The sequence below is a fragment of the Streptomyces sp. NBC_00028 genome (assembly GCF_045041065.1).
In the GTDB taxonomy this organism is placed as follows: Bacteria; Actinomycetota; Actinomycetes; order Streptomycetales; family Streptomycetaceae; genus Streptomyces.
The window spans coordinates 3285045-3299860 of sequence record NZ_CP108293.1 but is presented as its reverse complement, the minus strand read 5'-3'; the positions used below and the strand labels follow the sequence as shown (position 1 = coordinate 3299860).

The 14816-nt window shown below is 71.0% G+C and carries 14 protein-coding genes; 11 read left to right on the top strand and 3 right to left on the bottom strand.

Features of this window, described 5'->3' with window-relative positions:
- Positions 1–8 precede the first annotated feature (8 nt).
- The 4 genes from gatC to gatB are packed head-to-tail and all read left to right on the top strand — an operon-like array spanning position 9 to position 3570.
- A complete protein-coding gene (gene gatC, locus OG885_RS14390) occupies positions 9–305 on the top strand; it encodes an Asp-tRNA(Asn)/Glu-tRNA(Gln) amidotransferase subunit GatC (RefSeq protein ID WP_007384860.1) in 297 nt (98 codons plus the stop codon).
- A gap of 5 nt (positions 306–310) precedes the next feature.
- A complete protein-coding gene (gene gatA, locus OG885_RS14385) occupies positions 311–1804 on the top strand; it encodes an Asp-tRNA(Asn)/Glu-tRNA(Gln) amidotransferase subunit GatA (RefSeq protein WP_405730939.1) in 1494 nt (497 codons plus the stop codon).
- Entirely contained in the window at positions 1801–2040 is a 240-nt protein-coding gene (locus OG885_RS14380; protein WP_329334408.1) for a hypothetical protein, read from the top strand. Before gatA ends, OG885_RS14380 begins: the two co-directional genes overlap by 4 nt.
- Before the next feature lie 15 nt (positions 2041–2055).
- A complete protein-coding gene (gatB, locus tag OG885_RS14375; RefSeq protein ID WP_405730937.1) occupies positions 2056–3570 on the top strand; it encodes an Asp-tRNA(Asn)/Glu-tRNA(Gln) amidotransferase subunit GatB in 1515 nt (504 codons plus the stop codon).
- A gap of 53 nt (positions 3571–3623) precedes the next feature.
- Here gatB and OG885_RS14370 read toward each other — a convergent pair whose 3' ends face one another.
- Positions 3624–4430 (bottom strand): SAM-dependent methyltransferase, encoded by an 807-nt coding sequence (locus OG885_RS14370; protein WP_405730935.1) that lies wholly within the window; start codon positions 4428–4430, stop codon positions 3624–3626.
- Positions 4431–4568: 138 nt separating this feature from the next.
- Here OG885_RS14370 and OG885_RS14365 point away from each other — a divergent pair, with 138 nt between their 5' ends.
- From OG885_RS14365 to OG885_RS14335, 7 genes are all read left to right on the top strand, one after another.
- A complete protein-coding gene (locus tag OG885_RS14365) occupies positions 4569–4871 on the top strand; it encodes a hypothetical protein (protein ID WP_405730933.1) in 303 nt (100 codons plus the stop codon).
- A gap of 192 nt (positions 4872–5063) precedes the next feature.
- A complete protein-coding gene (locus OG885_RS14360) occupies positions 5064–7298 on the top strand; it encodes an MMPL family transporter (protein ID WP_405730931.1) in 2235 nt (744 codons plus the stop codon).
- A complete protein-coding gene (locus OG885_RS14355) occupies positions 7276–7848 on the top strand; it encodes a GNAT family N-acetyltransferase (protein WP_405730929.1) in 573 nt (190 codons plus the stop codon). The genes OG885_RS14360 and OG885_RS14355 overlap by 23 nt, the downstream gene beginning before the upstream one ends.
- 35 nt (positions 7849–7883) lie before the next feature.
- Positions 7884–8450 (top strand): hypothetical protein, encoded by a 567-nt coding sequence (locus OG885_RS14350; RefSeq protein ID WP_405730927.1) that lies wholly within the window; start codon positions 7884–7886, stop codon positions 8448–8450.
- 196 nt (positions 8451–8646) lie between these two features.
- Positions 8647–8832: a hypothetical protein gene (locus OG885_RS14345; protein ID WP_405730925.1), complete on the top strand. Its 186-nt coding sequence runs from the start codon at positions 8647–8649 to the stop codon at positions 8830–8832.
- Between the two features lie 275 nt (positions 8833–9107).
- Positions 9108–12152, top strand: a complete 3045-nt coding sequence (locus tag OG885_RS14340) for an AAA family ATPase (RefSeq protein ID WP_405742731.1) — start codon at positions 9108–9110, stop codon at positions 12150–12152.
- A 37-nt stretch (positions 12153–12189) separates the two neighbouring features.
- Entirely contained in the window at positions 12190–12405 is a 216-nt protein-coding gene (locus OG885_RS14335) for a DUF6191 domain-containing protein (protein ID WP_405730923.1), read from the top strand.
- Between the two features lie 40 nt (positions 12406–12445).
- On the opposite strand, the gene OG885_RS14330 is transcribed toward OG885_RS14335, so the two are convergent.
- Both OG885_RS14330 and OG885_RS14325 read right to left on the bottom strand, forming a co-directional pair.
- Positions 12446–13594 carry a PQQ-dependent sugar dehydrogenase gene (locus tag OG885_RS14330; protein WP_405742729.1) on the bottom strand — a complete coding sequence of 383 codons (1149 nt, stop codon included), beginning with the start codon at positions 13592–13594 and terminating at the stop codon, positions 12446–12448.
- Positions 13595–13773: 179 nt separating this feature from the next.
- Positions 13774–14772 (bottom strand): aldo/keto reductase, encoded by a 999-nt coding sequence (locus OG885_RS14325; protein ID WP_405742727.1) that lies wholly within the window; start codon positions 14770–14772, stop codon positions 13774–13776.
- Positions 14773–14816 lie beyond the last annotated feature (44 nt).

The window sequence follows — 14816 nt, the reverse complement described above, 5'->3', positions numbered from 1 at the left end:
ATCGCTGCATGCCTGGCATCACGCGCGAGGAGGTCGCCCACCTCGCCCGGCTGGCGCGTCTGGAGCTGAAGCCCGAAGAGCTCGAGCACTTCGCGGGACAGCTGGACGACATCATCGGCGCGGTCGCACGCGTCAGTGAGGTCGCCGACCAAGACGTACCGCCGACCTCGCACCCGCTCCCGCTGACGAACGTCATGCGGGCGGACGAGGTCCGTCCGTCGCTCACCCCCGAGCAGGCGCTCTCCGGCGCCCCGGCCCAGGAGCAGCAGCGTTTCAAGGTGCCGCAGATCCTGGGGGAGGACTAATCACCATGACGGACATCATCAAGCTCACTGCCGCCGAGACCGCCGCGAAGATCGCTTCCGGTGAGCTCACGGCCGTGCAGGTCACCGAGGCCCACCTCGCCCGTATCGAGGCCGTCGACGAGAAGGTGCACGCCTTCCTGCACGTCGACCGCGAGGGCGCGCTGGCCCAGGCCCGCGCCGTCGACGAGAAGCGCGCCAAGGGCGAGAAGCTCGGCCCGCTCGCCGGTGTGCCGCTCGCGCTGAAGGACATCTTCACCACCGAGGGGATTCCGACCACCGTCGGGTCCAAGATCCTCGAAGGGTGGATCCCGCCCTACGACGCCACCCTCACCAAGCGCCTCAAGGCCGCCGACGTCGTCATCCTCGGCAAGACCAACATGGACGAGTTCGCCATGGGGTCGAGCACCGAGAACAGTGCGTACGGCCCCACCGGCAACCCGTGGGACCTCACCCGCATCCCCGGCGGTTCCGGCGGCGGTTCCTCCGCCGCGCTCGCCGCGCACATGGCGCCCCTCGCCATCGGCACCGACACCGGCGGTTCCATCCGCCAGCCGGCCGCCGTCACCGGCACGGTCGGCGTGAAGCCGACGTACGGCGCGGTCTCCCGCTTCGGCATGGTGGCGTTCTCGTCCTCCCTCGACCAGGGCGGCCCCTGCGCCCGCACGGTCCTGGACGCGGCGCTGCTGCACGAGGTCATCGCCGGGCACGACCCGCTGGACTCGACGTCGATCGACGCCCCGGTCCCGCCGGTCGTCGAGGCCGCCCGCAACGGCAGCGTCCAGGGCATGCGCGTCGGCGTCGTCAAGCAGTTCCGCGGCGAGGGCTACCAGGCCGGCGTCATCCAGCGCTTCGACGAGTCCGTCGCCCTCCTCAAGGAGCTGGGCGCGGAGATCGTCGAGCTGGACTGTCCCTCCTTCGACCTGGCGCTGTCGGCGTACTACCTGATCGCGCCCTCCGAGTGCTCGTCCAACCTCGCCCGCTTCGACGGCCTGCGCTACGGCCTGCGGACCGGCGACGACGGCACGAACTCCGCCGAGGCGGTCACGTCGATCACCCGTGAGGCGGGCTTCGGCCCCGAGGTGAAGCGCCGGATCATGCTCGGCACGTACGCGCTCAGCAGCGGGTACTACGACGCCTACTACGGCTCCGCCCAGAAGGTGCGCACGCTCATCACGCGCGACTTCGAGAAGGCCTTCGAGCAGGTCGACGTGATCGTGTCGCCGACCACGCCCACCACCGCCTTCCCGATCGGCGAGCGTGCCGACGACCCGATGGCGATGTACCTCGCGGACCTGTGCACCATCCCGACGAACCTCGCGGGCAACGCGGCGATGTCGCTGCCGTGCGGTCTGGCGCCCGAGGACAACCTCCCGGTCGGCCTCCAGATCATCGCCCCGGCGCTGAAGGACGACCGGCTGTACAAGGTCGGCGCAGCCGTCGAGGCCGCCTTCGTGGAAAAGTGGGGGCACCCGCTCCTCGAGGAGGCACCGTCGCTGTGAGCAAGCTGACCAAGGCCAAGGACTTCAAGAAGTCCAAGTCCGGTACGTACCTGTCGATGGCCACCACCGCGTTCGGCGCGCTGAGTGTCGCCAAGCAGATCAAGAGGGCCCGCACCGAGCAGGACACGCTCCGGCTGATCGACGCCACCGTCTCCGCGGTCGCGATCGTCACCGGCCTCGCCATCCTGTACCGCGAGCTGAAGCGACTGGGCGACGACGACGTCCTGCTGGGCTGAGAGGGAAGTTTCACCGTGACCACCACGACCGACCTGGTGTCGTACGAGGACGCTCTCGCGTCGTACGACCCCGTCATGGGCCTTGAGGTCCATGTCGAACTCGGCACCAAGACCAAGATGTTCTGCGGCTGTTCGACCGAGCTCGGTCAGGACGCCAACACGCAGACCTGTCCCACCTGCCTCGGCCTGCCCGGCGCGCTTCCGGTCGTCAACGCGACCGGCGTCGAGTCGGCGATCAAGATCGGTCTCGCGCTGAACTGCGAGATCGCCGAGTGGTGCCGCTTCGCCCGGAAGAACTACTTCTATCCGGACATGCCGAAGAACTTCCAGACCTCCCAGTACGACGAGCCGATCGCCTTCAACGGCTACCTCGACGTACAGCTGGAGGACGGCGAGACCTTCCGCGTGGAGATCGAGCGCGCCCACATGGAGGAGGACACCGGCAAGTCGACCCACGTGGGCGGCGCGACGGGTCGTATCCACGGCGCCTCGCACTCGCTCCTTGACTACAACCGGGCCGGCATCCCGCTCATCGAGATCGTCACCAAGCCGATCGAGGGCGCGGGCGAGCGCGCTCCCGAGGTCGCCAAGGCGTACGTCCGTGAGCTGCGCGAGGTCATCAAGGCGCTCGGTGTCTCGGAAGCCCGCATGGAGATGGGGCAGATGCGCTGCGACGTGAACCTGTCGCTGCGCCCGCACGGCCGTGAGAAGTTCGGCACGCGCTCCGAGACGAAGAACGTCAACTCCCTGCGTTCCGTGGAGCGTGCGGCCCGGTTCGAGATCCAGCGGCATGCCGCGGTCCTGAACAGCGGCGGCACGATCATCCAGGAGACCCGGCACTTCCACGAGGACACGGGGTCCACGACCTCGGGCCGCGTGAAGGAGGAGGCCGAGGACTACCGGTACTTCCCGGAGCCGGACCTGGTCCCCGTGGCCCCCTCGCGCGAGTGGGTCGAGGAGATCCGGGCCGCTCTGCCGGAGCTGCCGCTGGTCCGCCGTAACCGACTCCTCGCGGAGTGGGGCATCTCGGCCACCGAGATGCAGGCGATCCTCAACGCCGGTGCCCTGGACCCGATCGTCGCCACGATCGACGCCGGAGCCGACGCGGCCTCCGCCCGCAAGTGGTGGATGGGCGAACTGGCGCGCAGCGCCAACGAGTCGGGCAAGTCGCTGGACGAGCTGGCGATCACCCCGGCGCAGGTCGCCCGGGTCACCGAGCTCGTCTCGAAGGGTGACCTCAACGACAAGCTGGCCCGTCAGGTCATCGAGGGCGTTCTCGCCGGCGAGGGCACCCCGGACGAGGTCGTCGACAAGCGCGGTCTGAAGGTCGTCTCCGACGAGGGTGCCCTCGGCACCGCCGTCGACGAGGCCATCGCCGGCAACCCGGGCATCGCCGACAAGATCCGCTCCGGCAAGGTCGCCGCGGCCGGTGCCCTGGTCGGAGCGGTCATGAAGGCCACCCGCGGTCAGGCCGACGCGGCCCGCGTCAAGGAGCTGATCCTGGAGAAGCTGGGCGTCAGCGAGGGCTGAGCCCACCGACGCGTACGGCCCCGGAAGGATGCCTTCCGGGGCCGTAGTGCTGCTTACTTACGGCGTCCTACGAGTCGTACGAAGCCCAGCGCCCGGCCCTGGTCGGCCCGGACCGCCTCGCGCACCCGGCGGGCCATGTCGCGATGGAACTCCTCCGGGCTCTCCTCGGCGACGACGTCGCACCACAGCAGCCAGTCCTGCCAGCCGTCCGGCTGCCAGTCGGCCGTCTCGACCTCGACGGCCCCGCTGCGGGTCCACTGGCGGCGCCACCACTCGGCGGAGTGGAAGCACCACCAGTCGGGCTCCCAGTACTCCTTGAGATGCTCCGGCGGCTCCACGCCGGTGATCTCCTCCCGTACCGCCGGTACGACGATCCCGATCCGCCCGCCCGGCTTCAGCAGCCGGGTCAGAGTGGGCAGATAGAGGTCGTTCGTACCGAAGTACTGGTACGCGTCGATGCTCACGATCGCGTCGAAGCTGCCCTCGGCGAACGGCAGGGCGTGCGCCTCGGTGTGCACGGGCAGCACCCGGTCGGCGAAGCCGGCCTCGGCGATGCGCTGTGCGTTCTCGTCGGGCTTGACCCACAGGTCGGCCGCGGTGACCTGGACGTCGTACTCCCTGGCCAGGAAGACCGAGGTCATGGCCCGGCCGCAGCCCAGGTCGAGGACGCGGGCGCACGGGCGCAGGGCGTCCAGACCGAGTGCGGGCGCGAGCCACTCCAGCAGCCACAGCGCGTTCGGGCCCATCTGGTTCTCGACGACCCAGCGGACGTCGTAGTGGTTGCTGCGCGGGTAGCGGGCGTGCGTCAGCCGCCGGGTGAGGTCATCGTCCGAGGACCTCGGGGTGGTGATGTCTGGCATCGGTGAACGGGCTCCTTGAGTCCGGGAAGACGGAAAGGGATACGTCGGAGCTCGGTCGGACGCTCAAACAATGCACCTGCTTCGGCCGGGGGCGGACAGCCCGGGGATTCTCAGCCGGACACGCTACGCTCGCCCGCCATGAACGCGCACCCGGATTCCGACTCCGACATACAGGAGGAGTACGACGAGCAGGTCCTTGACGCCCGGCGGGCCCGCTGGACGGCGTCCGGGGCCGGAGGGCTGCTGGCCCTCGCGGGCCTGGCGGCGGCGGTGCTCCGGCTGAGCGGCACCGCGCCCACGCTGGTGCCGGCCGCCTACGCGTTCGGCGCCGCCGTGTGTGTGCTCGCGGCGGTCCTCGGCTCCCGGGGGCGCACCCGGCGGGCGCTGTGGCTGCTGATCGTGGGTGTGATGGTGATGGCGTGGGGCGACCAGTTCGACTGAGGGTGACAGAGCGGTCGTTACTGTCCTGTGATCTGCCTCCCACTCCTGTGAATAAACCCACGAACGGCATAAAGGATCATTTCTGCCTGCAAGAGTGGTCCTCGCATTGCTCATGCGTTCTTTGCGGGCTGTTCACCACATGAACGACTGTTCCCGGTCAAAGATCCACAATTCACCCCTGGGAGCAGCAACGTGGCAGCCCTCGCGCGCTGGTGTGTCCGACGGCGACTCGTCGTCGTTCTGCTGTGGCTCCTCGCTCTCGGCGGGGTGAGCACAGCCGCCGCGCTCACGGGCTCCGCGTACTCCAACGACTACGAGGTCCCCGGCACCGAGTCCGGCCGCGCCACCCAGCTGCTCCAGGAAGGGTTCCCGCAGCTCGGCGGGGACAGCGACACCGTCGTCTGGCACACCACGTCCGGCACCGGCACCGTGCGCGCCGCCGACGTCGAGCAGACGATGACGCAGACCCTCGACAAGATCGCCGACCTGCCCGGGGTGGCGTCCGTGGTCGGCCCGTACGACGGCCAGAACGGCGCGCAGATCAGCTCCGACGGCCGTACGGCGTACGCCACGGTCACCTTCGAGGACCGGGCCGAGAACCTCGACACGGCCGAGGTGCGGGCGGTCGTGTCGGCGGCCGAGAGCGCCGACTCGAAGGCACTCCAGGTGGAGCTGGGCGGCAGCGCCATCGCGCTCACCGAGTCGTCGGGCGGCCATGTCGCCGAGGCGGTCGGGGTGGTCGTCGCCGCGCTGGTGCTCTTCCTCGCCTTCGGTTCGCTCGCCGCCTCCCTGTTGCCGATCGCGACCGCGCTGGTCAGCGTCGGCACGGCGTACGCGGGGATCGTGCTGCTCGGGCACGCCATGACCGTCGCCGACTTCGCGCCCATGCTGGGCATGCTGATCGGGCTCGGCGTCGGCATCGACTACGCCCTGTTCATCGTCACCCGCCACCGGCGCGGGCTGAAACGCGGGCTGGACGTCGCCGAGGCCGTCGAGAACGCCGTCGCCACCACCGGACGGGCCGTCGTCTTCGCGGGTGCCACCGTTTGCATCGCCCTGCTCGGGATGCTGATCCTCCAGCTCAGCTTCCTCAACGGCGTCGCGATCGCCGCCTCGCTCACCGTGGTCCTGACCGTCGCCGCCTCTGTCACGCTGCTGCCCGCCCTGCTGTCCCTCATCGGCATGCGCGCCCTCAGTCGGCGCGAGCGACGGCACCTCGTGGAACACGGGCCCCAGCCGGAGCTGCCGACCGGGCTCGCCGCCCGCTGGTCGGCGTTCGTGGAACGCCACCCCAAGCTCCTCGGCGCCATCGCCCTGGTGGTCATCACCGTGCTGGCCCTGCCCACCCTCGGGCTCCGCCTCGGGACCTCCGACCAGGGCAACAACCCGACCTCCGCCACCACCCGGCAGGCCTACGACCTGCTCGCCGACGGCTTCGGACCCGGCGTCAACGGTCCGCTCACCCTGGTCACACACGTCGACGGCGCCGAGGACAAGCTGCTCCTCGACAACCTCGACGCCACCATCCGTACCACCGAGGGCGTCGCCTCCGTGACGCCGGTCACCTACAGCGCGGGCGGCGACACCGGCTACTTCACCATCGTCCCCACCTCGTCCCCGCAGTCGCGGCAGACCAGCGACCTCGTCGACCGGCTGCGCACCGAGGTGCTGCCCCGCGCCGAGACCGGCACGTCCCTCGACCTCCAGGTCGGCGGGGTGACGGCGTCGTACGACGACTTCGCCGATGTCATCGTCGGCAAGCTGCCGCTGTTCGTCGGGGTCGTCATCGGGCTCGGCTGTCTGCTGCTCCTGCTCGCCTTCCGGTCCGTCGGTATCCCGCTGAAGGCCGCCGCGATGAACGTCGCCGCCGTGGCCGCCGCGTTCGGGGTGGTCGTGGCGATCTTCCAGTGGGGGTGGGGGAGCGAGCTGCTGGGACTGGGCAGGGCCGGGCCGATCGAGCCCTTCCTCCCCGTGATCATGGTGTCCGTGCTCTTCGGGCTCTCCATGGACTACCAGGTCTTCCTGGTCAGCCGGATGTACGAGGAGTGGCTGGAGACCGGCGACAACCGGCGGGCCGTCCGCGTCGGGCTCGCCGAGACCAGCCGGGTGATCAACTCCGCCGCCGTCATCATGATCTCGGTCTTCCTCGCCTTCGTCCTCAGCGGCGACCGTGTGATCGCCATGTTCGGCATTGCGCTGGCCGCCGCGGTCGCCCTGGACGCCTTCGTCCTCCGTACGCTGCTCGTACCGGCCCTCATGCATCTGCTCGGCGGTGCCAACTGGTGGCTGCCGCGCTGGCTGGACCGCCGGATGCCCCGCATCAGCATCGAGCCGCCCGAGTGCCGCGCCGCCCATGAAAGGGTGGACGCGGTCGTGGGGGACATCGAGAAGGAGCGGGACGAGGATGTACGCGATATCGCTGGGTGACGGGGCGGAACTGCGGCCGCTGGAGCCGTGGCACGCCGAGGAGTTCCTGGCGAACCTGGAGCGGGGCCGGGAGTTCATCGGGCAGTTCATCCGCTTCGGCTCCCAGGTCGTCGACGTCGAGTCCGCGCGGGAGACGCTCCGCAAGTACGCCCAGATGCGCGTGGACGACACCGGCGGCTACCACGGCATCTGGCTCGACGGAAAGCTCGTCGGCGGCGTCCTGACCCTCAACTTCGACGCCGGGCAGGGCAACACCGAGGTCGGCTGCTGGCTGGAGCCCGCCGCCACGGGACGCGGGCTGATCACCCGTGCGATGCGCGTGCTCATCGACCATGTGATCGAGGAACGCGGCATCCACCGTGTCGAATGGGTCGCCGCCGCCGGGAACACCGCCAGCCTGAACGTGGCCAGGCGCCTGGGCCTGACCCGCGACGGAGTGCACCGGCAGGCACATCCCTATCGCGGGGTGCGGCACGACCTGGAGGTCTGGTCGGTGCTGGCGCCCGAGTGGCGTGAGGCACGCGCGCGTGCCGCTCACAACGATCATTAAGAGACCTCTCAGACTCCGTCCGTACGGTGCGAGGTATGGGAACCAAGACTGTGGACGAGACCGGGACCGCGACGGGCCCCGAGACGACGACCGACGAGGAGAAGCTGGACGTCACCAAGGTCGACGAGACGACCGAGGCCGACGCCTCTGATGACACCGACGACGTCGACGAGCCCGAGGGCCTCGCCGACACCGAGCAGGAGGGCCCGACCGGCGTCGGTCAGGGCGCGGGCGCCGTGGTCTCCGCCGCGCTCGGCCTCGTCTCGCTGACCGGCGGCTGGATCGCCACCGTCGCCGCCGCCCGCGAGACCCTCGTCGGCCAGCTCCAGACCTCGTCGACCGCGAGCGTCGCCACGCAGGTCAAGGAGGTGTACGGCGACGCCTGGCACACCACCGCGCTCTGGGGCGGCCTCTTCGCGCTCGCCGCGCTGATCGTCGGCGTCGCCGTGCTGGCCCGGCCCGCCTTCGGGGCGCCCGGCAAGCCGCAGGCCCTCTGGATCAGGTCGGTCTCCTGGGCGGGCGTCGCGCTCGGCGTCATCGGCCTGCTCCTGGCCGTCCTCAAGTACACCGACGTCCTGCTCGGACTGCCGTCCACCAGCTGAGTCGCCGCAGGCCACGAGGGGTCTTAGAACCGCCGTAAGCACCTTAGGCAGGTTCTGAGGCCCCTCCCACACGTCTAAGGCCCCACCGGCCGCCGAAGATGCGGAACTCTCCCGATGTGGCGCGCCCGCCTTGGAGACGAAGGTTGAGGCATCGCAGAAAGCGAAGCACGAAACCGCATCTCACAAGGGACACCACATGTACGAGTACGAGCTCTCCCAGCTCCGTTCCGACGAACTGATCCGCCGGGCCCAGCACGAGCGTCTCGTCCGCGAGGCGGTCCAGGGCCGCCGTGCCGCCCGCCGCGAGGCAGCCGGCCGCGAGGCCGAGAGCGGGGTGCATACCGGCCGCTCCCGTCGGCACCGGTTCCTGCGCACCGCATGAGCGCCGGGGGGAGGGAGGACGGCCGTACGCCGGCCACGGACACGGCCGTCCTCCCCACAGCCGACGCACCACTGACAGCCAAAGCTCCAATGACAGCCAAGGCTCCACTGACAGTCGAAGCTTCACTGACAGTCAAAGCACCACCGGCCTCCGACGCCGTCCCGCACGCCGGGGCGGCGTCGGAGGGCGTTTCCGTGGGCGTTTCCGGCCACGGGCGGGGCGTCAAGATCGCGCCCTCGGCGAAAACCGGTGCCGCGCTGTCGGACCCGCGTGCGATGCTCGGGCCCGTGGAGACCAGGTCCGTCAGTCCCGTGTTCGTCGGTCGCTCCGACGAGCTCGACACCTTGAACGACGCGCTCGCCCGTGCCGCCGCGGGGGAGCCCCAGGCGTTGCTGATCGGCGGCGAGGCCGGGGTCGGCAAGACGCGCCTCGTCGAGGAGTTCGCGACCACCGCCTGCGGCCGGGGCGCCGTCGTCGCGCTCGGCGGCTGCGTGGAGATCGGCGCCGACGGACTGCCCTTCGCCCCCTTCTCCACCGCCCTGCGCGCCCTGCGCCGCGAACTGCCCGAGGAACTCGCCGCCGCGGCCGCCGGGCAGGAGGAGGAACTGGCCCGGCTCCTGCCCGAACTGGGCGAGGCCCCCGCCGGACGCCATGACGAGCAGAGCATGGCCCGTCTCTTCGAACTCACCGCCCGCCTCCTGGAACGCGTCGCCGCCGACCGCACCGTCGTCGTCGCCCTCGAGGACCTCCACTGGGCCGACGCCTCCACCCGCCACCTCCTGGCCTACCTCTTCCGCACCCTGCGCACCGGCCGCCTCGTCGTCGTCGCCACCTATCGCGCCGACGACATCCACCGCCGCCACCCGCTGCGCCCCCTGCTCGCCGAACTCGACCGGCTGCGCACCGTCCGCCGCCTCGAACTCGGCCGCTTCAACCGCACCGAGGTCGGCCGTCAGATCGCCGGCATCCTCGCCGCCGAGCCCGATCCGGCGCAGGTCGACGAGATCTTCGAACGCTCCGACGGCAACGCGTTCTTCGTCGAGGAACTCGCCGTCGCCGCCCACGAGGGCTGCTGCACCGGCCTCACCGACTCCCTCCGCGACCTGCTCCTCGTACGGGTCGAAGGGCTGCCGGAGAGCGCCCAGCGGGTCTCCCGGATCGTCGCCGAGGGCGGCTCCACCGTCGAGTACCGGCTGATCGCCGCCGTCGCCCGGCTCGCCGAGGACGACCTCATCGAGGCCCTGCGCGCCGCCGTCAACGCCAACATCCTCAGTGCCGCCCCCGACGGCGACGGCTACCGCTTCCGGCACTCCCTGGTCCGCGAGGCGGTCAGCGACGACCTGCTGCCGGGCGAACGCTCCCGGCTCAACCGCCGCTACGCCGAGGCCCTGGAAGCAGACCCGACCCTGGTCGCGGCCGACGCCCGGGTCATGCGCCTGGCCAGCTACTGGTACCACGCCCATGACGCCGCCAAGGCCCTGCCCGCCGTCCTGGACGCCTCCGTCACCGCCCGCCGCCGGCACGCCTTCTCCGAGCAACTCCGGCTCCTGGAACGCGCGATGGAGCTGTGGGACACCGCCCCCGAGGACGTCAGGGCCGCACTGCGCCCCGTCGACTACACCGAGGCCTTCCCGCCCTGCGGCTGCAACCCGGCCACCACCCCGCTCCGCTACCTCGACCTGATGGCCGAGGCCGCCGTCGCCGGCCGGCTCGCCGGTGAACGGGAACGCGCCCTGAAGATCACCAAGAGGGCCCTGCACCTGCTGGAGGAAGAGGGCGATCCGGTGCGCGCCGCCTGGTTCTGGGTGATGCGCTCCCGGCTGGTGCAGGCGCTCGCCCGCGGCAACGGCTGGCAGGAGCTCGCCACCGCCCAGGACCTGGTCCGAGGCCTGCCGCCCTCCGAGGTGCACGCCGACGTCCTCGCCCATGTCGCCAACTGGTCCATGGTGCACGTCCCCGGCCCCGACGCCTTCACCGCCGCCGAACGCGCCGTGGAGTACGCGCGCATGGTCGGCGCCCGCGAGACCGAGATGAGCGCCCGGCTCACCCTCGGCAGCCTCATCGTGCACTCCGGCGACCTCGAAGCCGGCCTGAAGGAGATGTTCGAGGTCAGACGGCAGACCACCGAGAACGGCATGACCGCCATCGCCGCCCGCGTCTACGTCAATCTGCCCGACGCCCTGGAAGCCGTCGGACGCTCCGCCGAAGCCGTGCCCATCCTGGAGGAAGGCGTCGCCCACACCCGGAAGTTCGGCCTCCTCGACAGCGAGGCCTGGGTCTGGGGCAACCTCGCCGAGTCCCTCTTCAGCCTCGGCCGCTGGGACGAGGCCGCCACAGCGGCCGGGAAGTCGGAACACGTCGGCCAGAGCGCGAAATCCCGCGGTTTCCGCGCCACCCTCCGCGCCGAACTCGCCCTCGCCCGCGGCGACCTGGCCGAGTGCGGCAGCCAACTCGCCGCGGCCCGCGGTCACTTCGGCACCCATGACCGCGCGCCCCAGCACGAGATGCCCCTCGCCCGCATCTCGATCGGCCTCACGGCGGGCGAAGGCCGCCTCCTGGACGCCCGCGCCGCACTCCACCGCGCCCTGGACGAGGGCTTCCCGCCCGACACCCAGCGCTATGGCTGGCCGCTGCTCCTGACCGCCGCCGCGGCGGAGGCCGACGCGCTCGGACTGCCCGCCACCGACGCCGGCCGCGCCGAAATCCTCCAGGGCATCCGCGAGGCCGCCAAGACCCTCACCACCAACGCGCCCGTCTGGCACGCCCACGAACACTGGGTCCGCGCCGAACTGCTGCGTGCCGAGGGATACAGCGATCCCGACGACTGGGCCGCGGTCACCGCCGCCTTCGAAACCCTGGACCGCCCCTACGACCTCGCCCGCGTCCGCCACCGCCTCGCGGAGTCCCTCCTCACCGTCGGCGGCGAGGACGAGCGCGACCGCGCCACGGAGCTGCTCCGCCTGGCCCACGCCGTCGCCGACCACCTCGGCGCTCGCCCGCTGGCCGACGCCGTCACCCGGCTCGCCCAGCGCGCCCGCCTCGGCCTCGCCCATGTCCCGAAGCAGGCCCAGGCCCCCGCCGACCAGGCCGATGCCCTCGGCCTCACCGGCCGGGAACGCGATGTGCTGCGCCTGGTCTCCGCCGGACGCACCAATCGCCAGATCGCCGAGGAACTGTTCATCTCCCCGAAGACGGCCAGCGTCCATGTGTCGAACATTCTGGCCAAGCTGGGTGTCTCGGGCCGTGGCGAGGCGGCGGCGGTGGCCCATCGGCTGGGGCTGTTCCCCGCCGAGCACCTCTCGAGTCGAACAGCGGGGTGACGTTTTACGCTGTAAGTGACCGGCCTAGGGAGGTCCTGTGTTCAACCCCTTCGAGGAACTGTTCGCACCCGGTCGAAAACACACCCGAGACGAACAGAACCGACTGGAACTGACGCGGGTCGACGTGGGTGACGGCGACCCCGGACACGGGCCGATAGATCTCTCGTCGGGAAAGGTCGTCGTACGCCGCCCGGAGCCGGACGAGACAGAGGACGGGACGCAGGACGAGGCGCAGGGCGAGCCCTCTGCGTAGGTGACGGGACGCAGGACGAACCCTCTGCGTAGGCAATCGGTCAGCTCACCTGGATCTCCAGAATCCGGTCGTCCCCGTCCTCAGGGTTCCCCCGTCCGTCCGTGTTGCTGGTGACCAGCCACAGCTTGGCGCCGCCGGCCGAAACCACCGTGCGCAGCCGGCCGTACTCGCCCTTCAGGAAGGGCTGGGGGTCGGCGGAGGCCTCCGTGCCCTTCAGCGGGATGCGCCACAGACGCTGGCCCTTGAGGCCCGCCATCCATATCGATCCCTCGGCGTAGGCGATGCCGCTGGGGGAGGCGTCGTCCGTGGCCCACTGGGCTATCGGGTTGTGGAAGCCGGAGTCGTCGGACTTGCCCTCGGCCTCGGGCCAGCCGTAGTTGTCGCCCGGCTTGATCGCGTTCAGCTCGTCCCAGGTGTCCTGGCCGAACTCCGAGGCGAACAGCCGCTGCTCGGGGTCCCAGGCGAGGCCCTGCACATTGCGGTGGCCGTAGGAGTACACGGGGGAGTCGGGGAACGGGTTGCCCGGAGCCGGTTCGCCCTCCGGGGTGAGGCGCAGGATCTTGCCGCCGAGGGACTTCTTGTCCTGGGAGAGGCCGGTGTCGCCGCTCTCGCCCGTGCCCGCGTAGAGCATCTTGTCGGGGCCGAAGGCGATCCGGCCGCCATTGTGGACGAAGCCCTTGGGGATGCCCTTGAAGACCGTGTCCGGTGCGCCCAGCTGCTCGCCGGACGGCTTCTTCTCCTCGTACAGCATGCGGACGACGCGGTTGTCGGAAGCCGAGCTGAAGTAGGCGTACACCATGTGGTCCGAGGCGTAGTCGGGGGAGAGGGCCAGGCCCAGGAGGCCGCCCTCGCCGGCCGGGGAGACCCCCGGGACCTCGCCCAGCTCCGTCTTCCTGCCCGTCTCCGTGTCGACCCGGGTGATGGTGCCCTTGTCCCGGGAGGAGACGAGCAGATCGCCGTCGGGCAGCGGGGCCAGGCCCCAGGGGGTGTCCAGGCCGGTGGCGACCGTGCGCAGCACCTTCACCGAGCCCTTCGCCGGGGGTGTCTCCTCGGCGGCCTGCCGACTGGGCGAGGACGCGGACCTCGACGTCGTACCGCTCGGAGTCGCGCCGCCGGCGGAGCCCTCGCCGTCGTCCGAGGAGCAGCCGGCCGCCAGCAGGAGCGTGGTCGCGGCCAACACGGCCGTCACAACTCGACGTTGCACGATCTGGTCCCTTCGACGCGGCGGGTTCTCCTTTTCATACACCGCTCGCGCCCCGCGGGTTCCCGATCTCCACGAGCCGAAGCGAGCGGGCTGCGCGAAAGCGGCTGAAAGCCGCGCGAAAGCGCCTCACACCCCCAGGATCTCAGTCCCGGCCGCCAAGGGCCTCAGTCCCACGACCCCAGTGCCCCCGGCAGCTCCCGCACCTCCGCCAGGTCCTGTGCGGAGAGGCGAAGCGCCGCCGCCCCGGCGTTCTCCCGCGCCCACCGCTCCTGTTTGGTGCCCGGCACCGGCACCACGTGCCTGCCCTGGGCCAGCACCCACGCCAGCGCCACCTGCGCCGGGGTCACCTCCTCGCCGTGCCGGGACGCCATACGCCGCAGGCCCGCGATGATCGGCTGGTTGGCGGCCATCATCTCGGCCGTGAAGCGGGGGTGGCGGGCGCGCAGGTCGTCCGGTTCGAAGCCCTCGCCCGGCGTCAGCGTCCCGGTCAGGAAGCCGTTGCCCAGCGGCATCGCCGCCAGGAAGCCGATCCCCCGGGCCCCGCACCACGGCAGCAGCGCCTCCAGCGCCTCCGGCGACCACACCGACAGCTCCGCCTCCACCGCGCTCACCGGGAAGACCTGCTGCACCCGCTGGAGCTGCTTGATCGTCGCGTCGTACAGACGCGCCCCGGACCGGCGGCCACCCCGTGCGCCCATCGCGCAGAAGCCCAGCGCCCGCACCTTTCCCGCCCGCACCAGCTCCGCCATCGCGCCCCAGGTCTCCTCGACCGGGACCTCGGGGTCCGCGCGATGCAGCTGGTAGAGGTCGATGACATCGGTCTGCAGGCGACGCAGTGAGGCGTCGCACGCCCGTTTCACATAGCCGGGGCGGCCGTTGGCCACGACGTGCTGCTCGCCCACCAGCAGACCGACCTTGGTCGACACGAACGCGTCCTCGCGCCGCTCCTTCAACACCCGCCCCACCAGCAGCTCATTGGTGAACGGGCCGTACATGTCGGCCGTGTCCAGGAGCGTCGTGCCCGCGTCGAGCGCTGTGTGCACGGCCCGCAGCGACTCCTCGCCCCGCTGCCGTGACCCGCTGTACGCCCAGCTCATCGGCATACAGCCGAGTCCGACGGCCCCCACCGCGAGTGCCCCCGCGCCGATCGTCCTGCGCTCCACCTGCTCGTGACCCTCCTCTTCCGGCACCCCACAACCTAACCTCT

What these genes read in the sequence shown, in the direction of transcription:
- gatC (WP_007384860.1), top strand. Translation starts at nt 9, where the DNA reads ATGCCTGGCATCACGCGCGAGGAGGTCGCCCACCTCGCCCGGCTGGCG.
- gatA (WP_405730939.1), top strand. Translation starts at nt 311, where the DNA reads ATGACGGACATCATCAAGCTCACTGCCGCCGAGACCGCCGCGAAGATC.
- OG885_RS14370 (WP_405730935.1), bottom strand. Translation starts at nt 4,430, where the DNA reads ATGCCAGACATCACCACCCCGAGGTCCTCGGACGATGACCTCACCCGG.
- OG885_RS14365 (WP_405730933.1), top strand. Translation starts at nt 4,569, where the DNA reads ATGAACGCGCACCCGGATTCCGACTCCGACATACAGGAGGAGTACGAC.
- OG885_RS14355 (WP_405730929.1), top strand. Translation starts at nt 7,276, where the DNA reads ATGTACGCGATATCGCTGGGTGACGGGGCGGAACTGCGGCCGCTGGAG.
- OG885_RS14350 (WP_405730927.1), top strand. Translation starts at nt 7,884, where the DNA reads ATGGGAACCAAGACTGTGGACGAGACCGGGACCGCGACGGGCCCCGAG.
- OG885_RS14345 (WP_405730925.1), top strand. Translation starts at nt 8,647, where the DNA reads ATGTACGAGTACGAGCTCTCCCAGCTCCGTTCCGACGAACTGATCCGC.
- OG885_RS14340 (WP_405742731.1), top strand. Translation starts at nt 9,108, where the DNA reads ATGCTCGGGCCCGTGGAGACCAGGTCCGTCAGTCCCGTGTTCGTCGGT.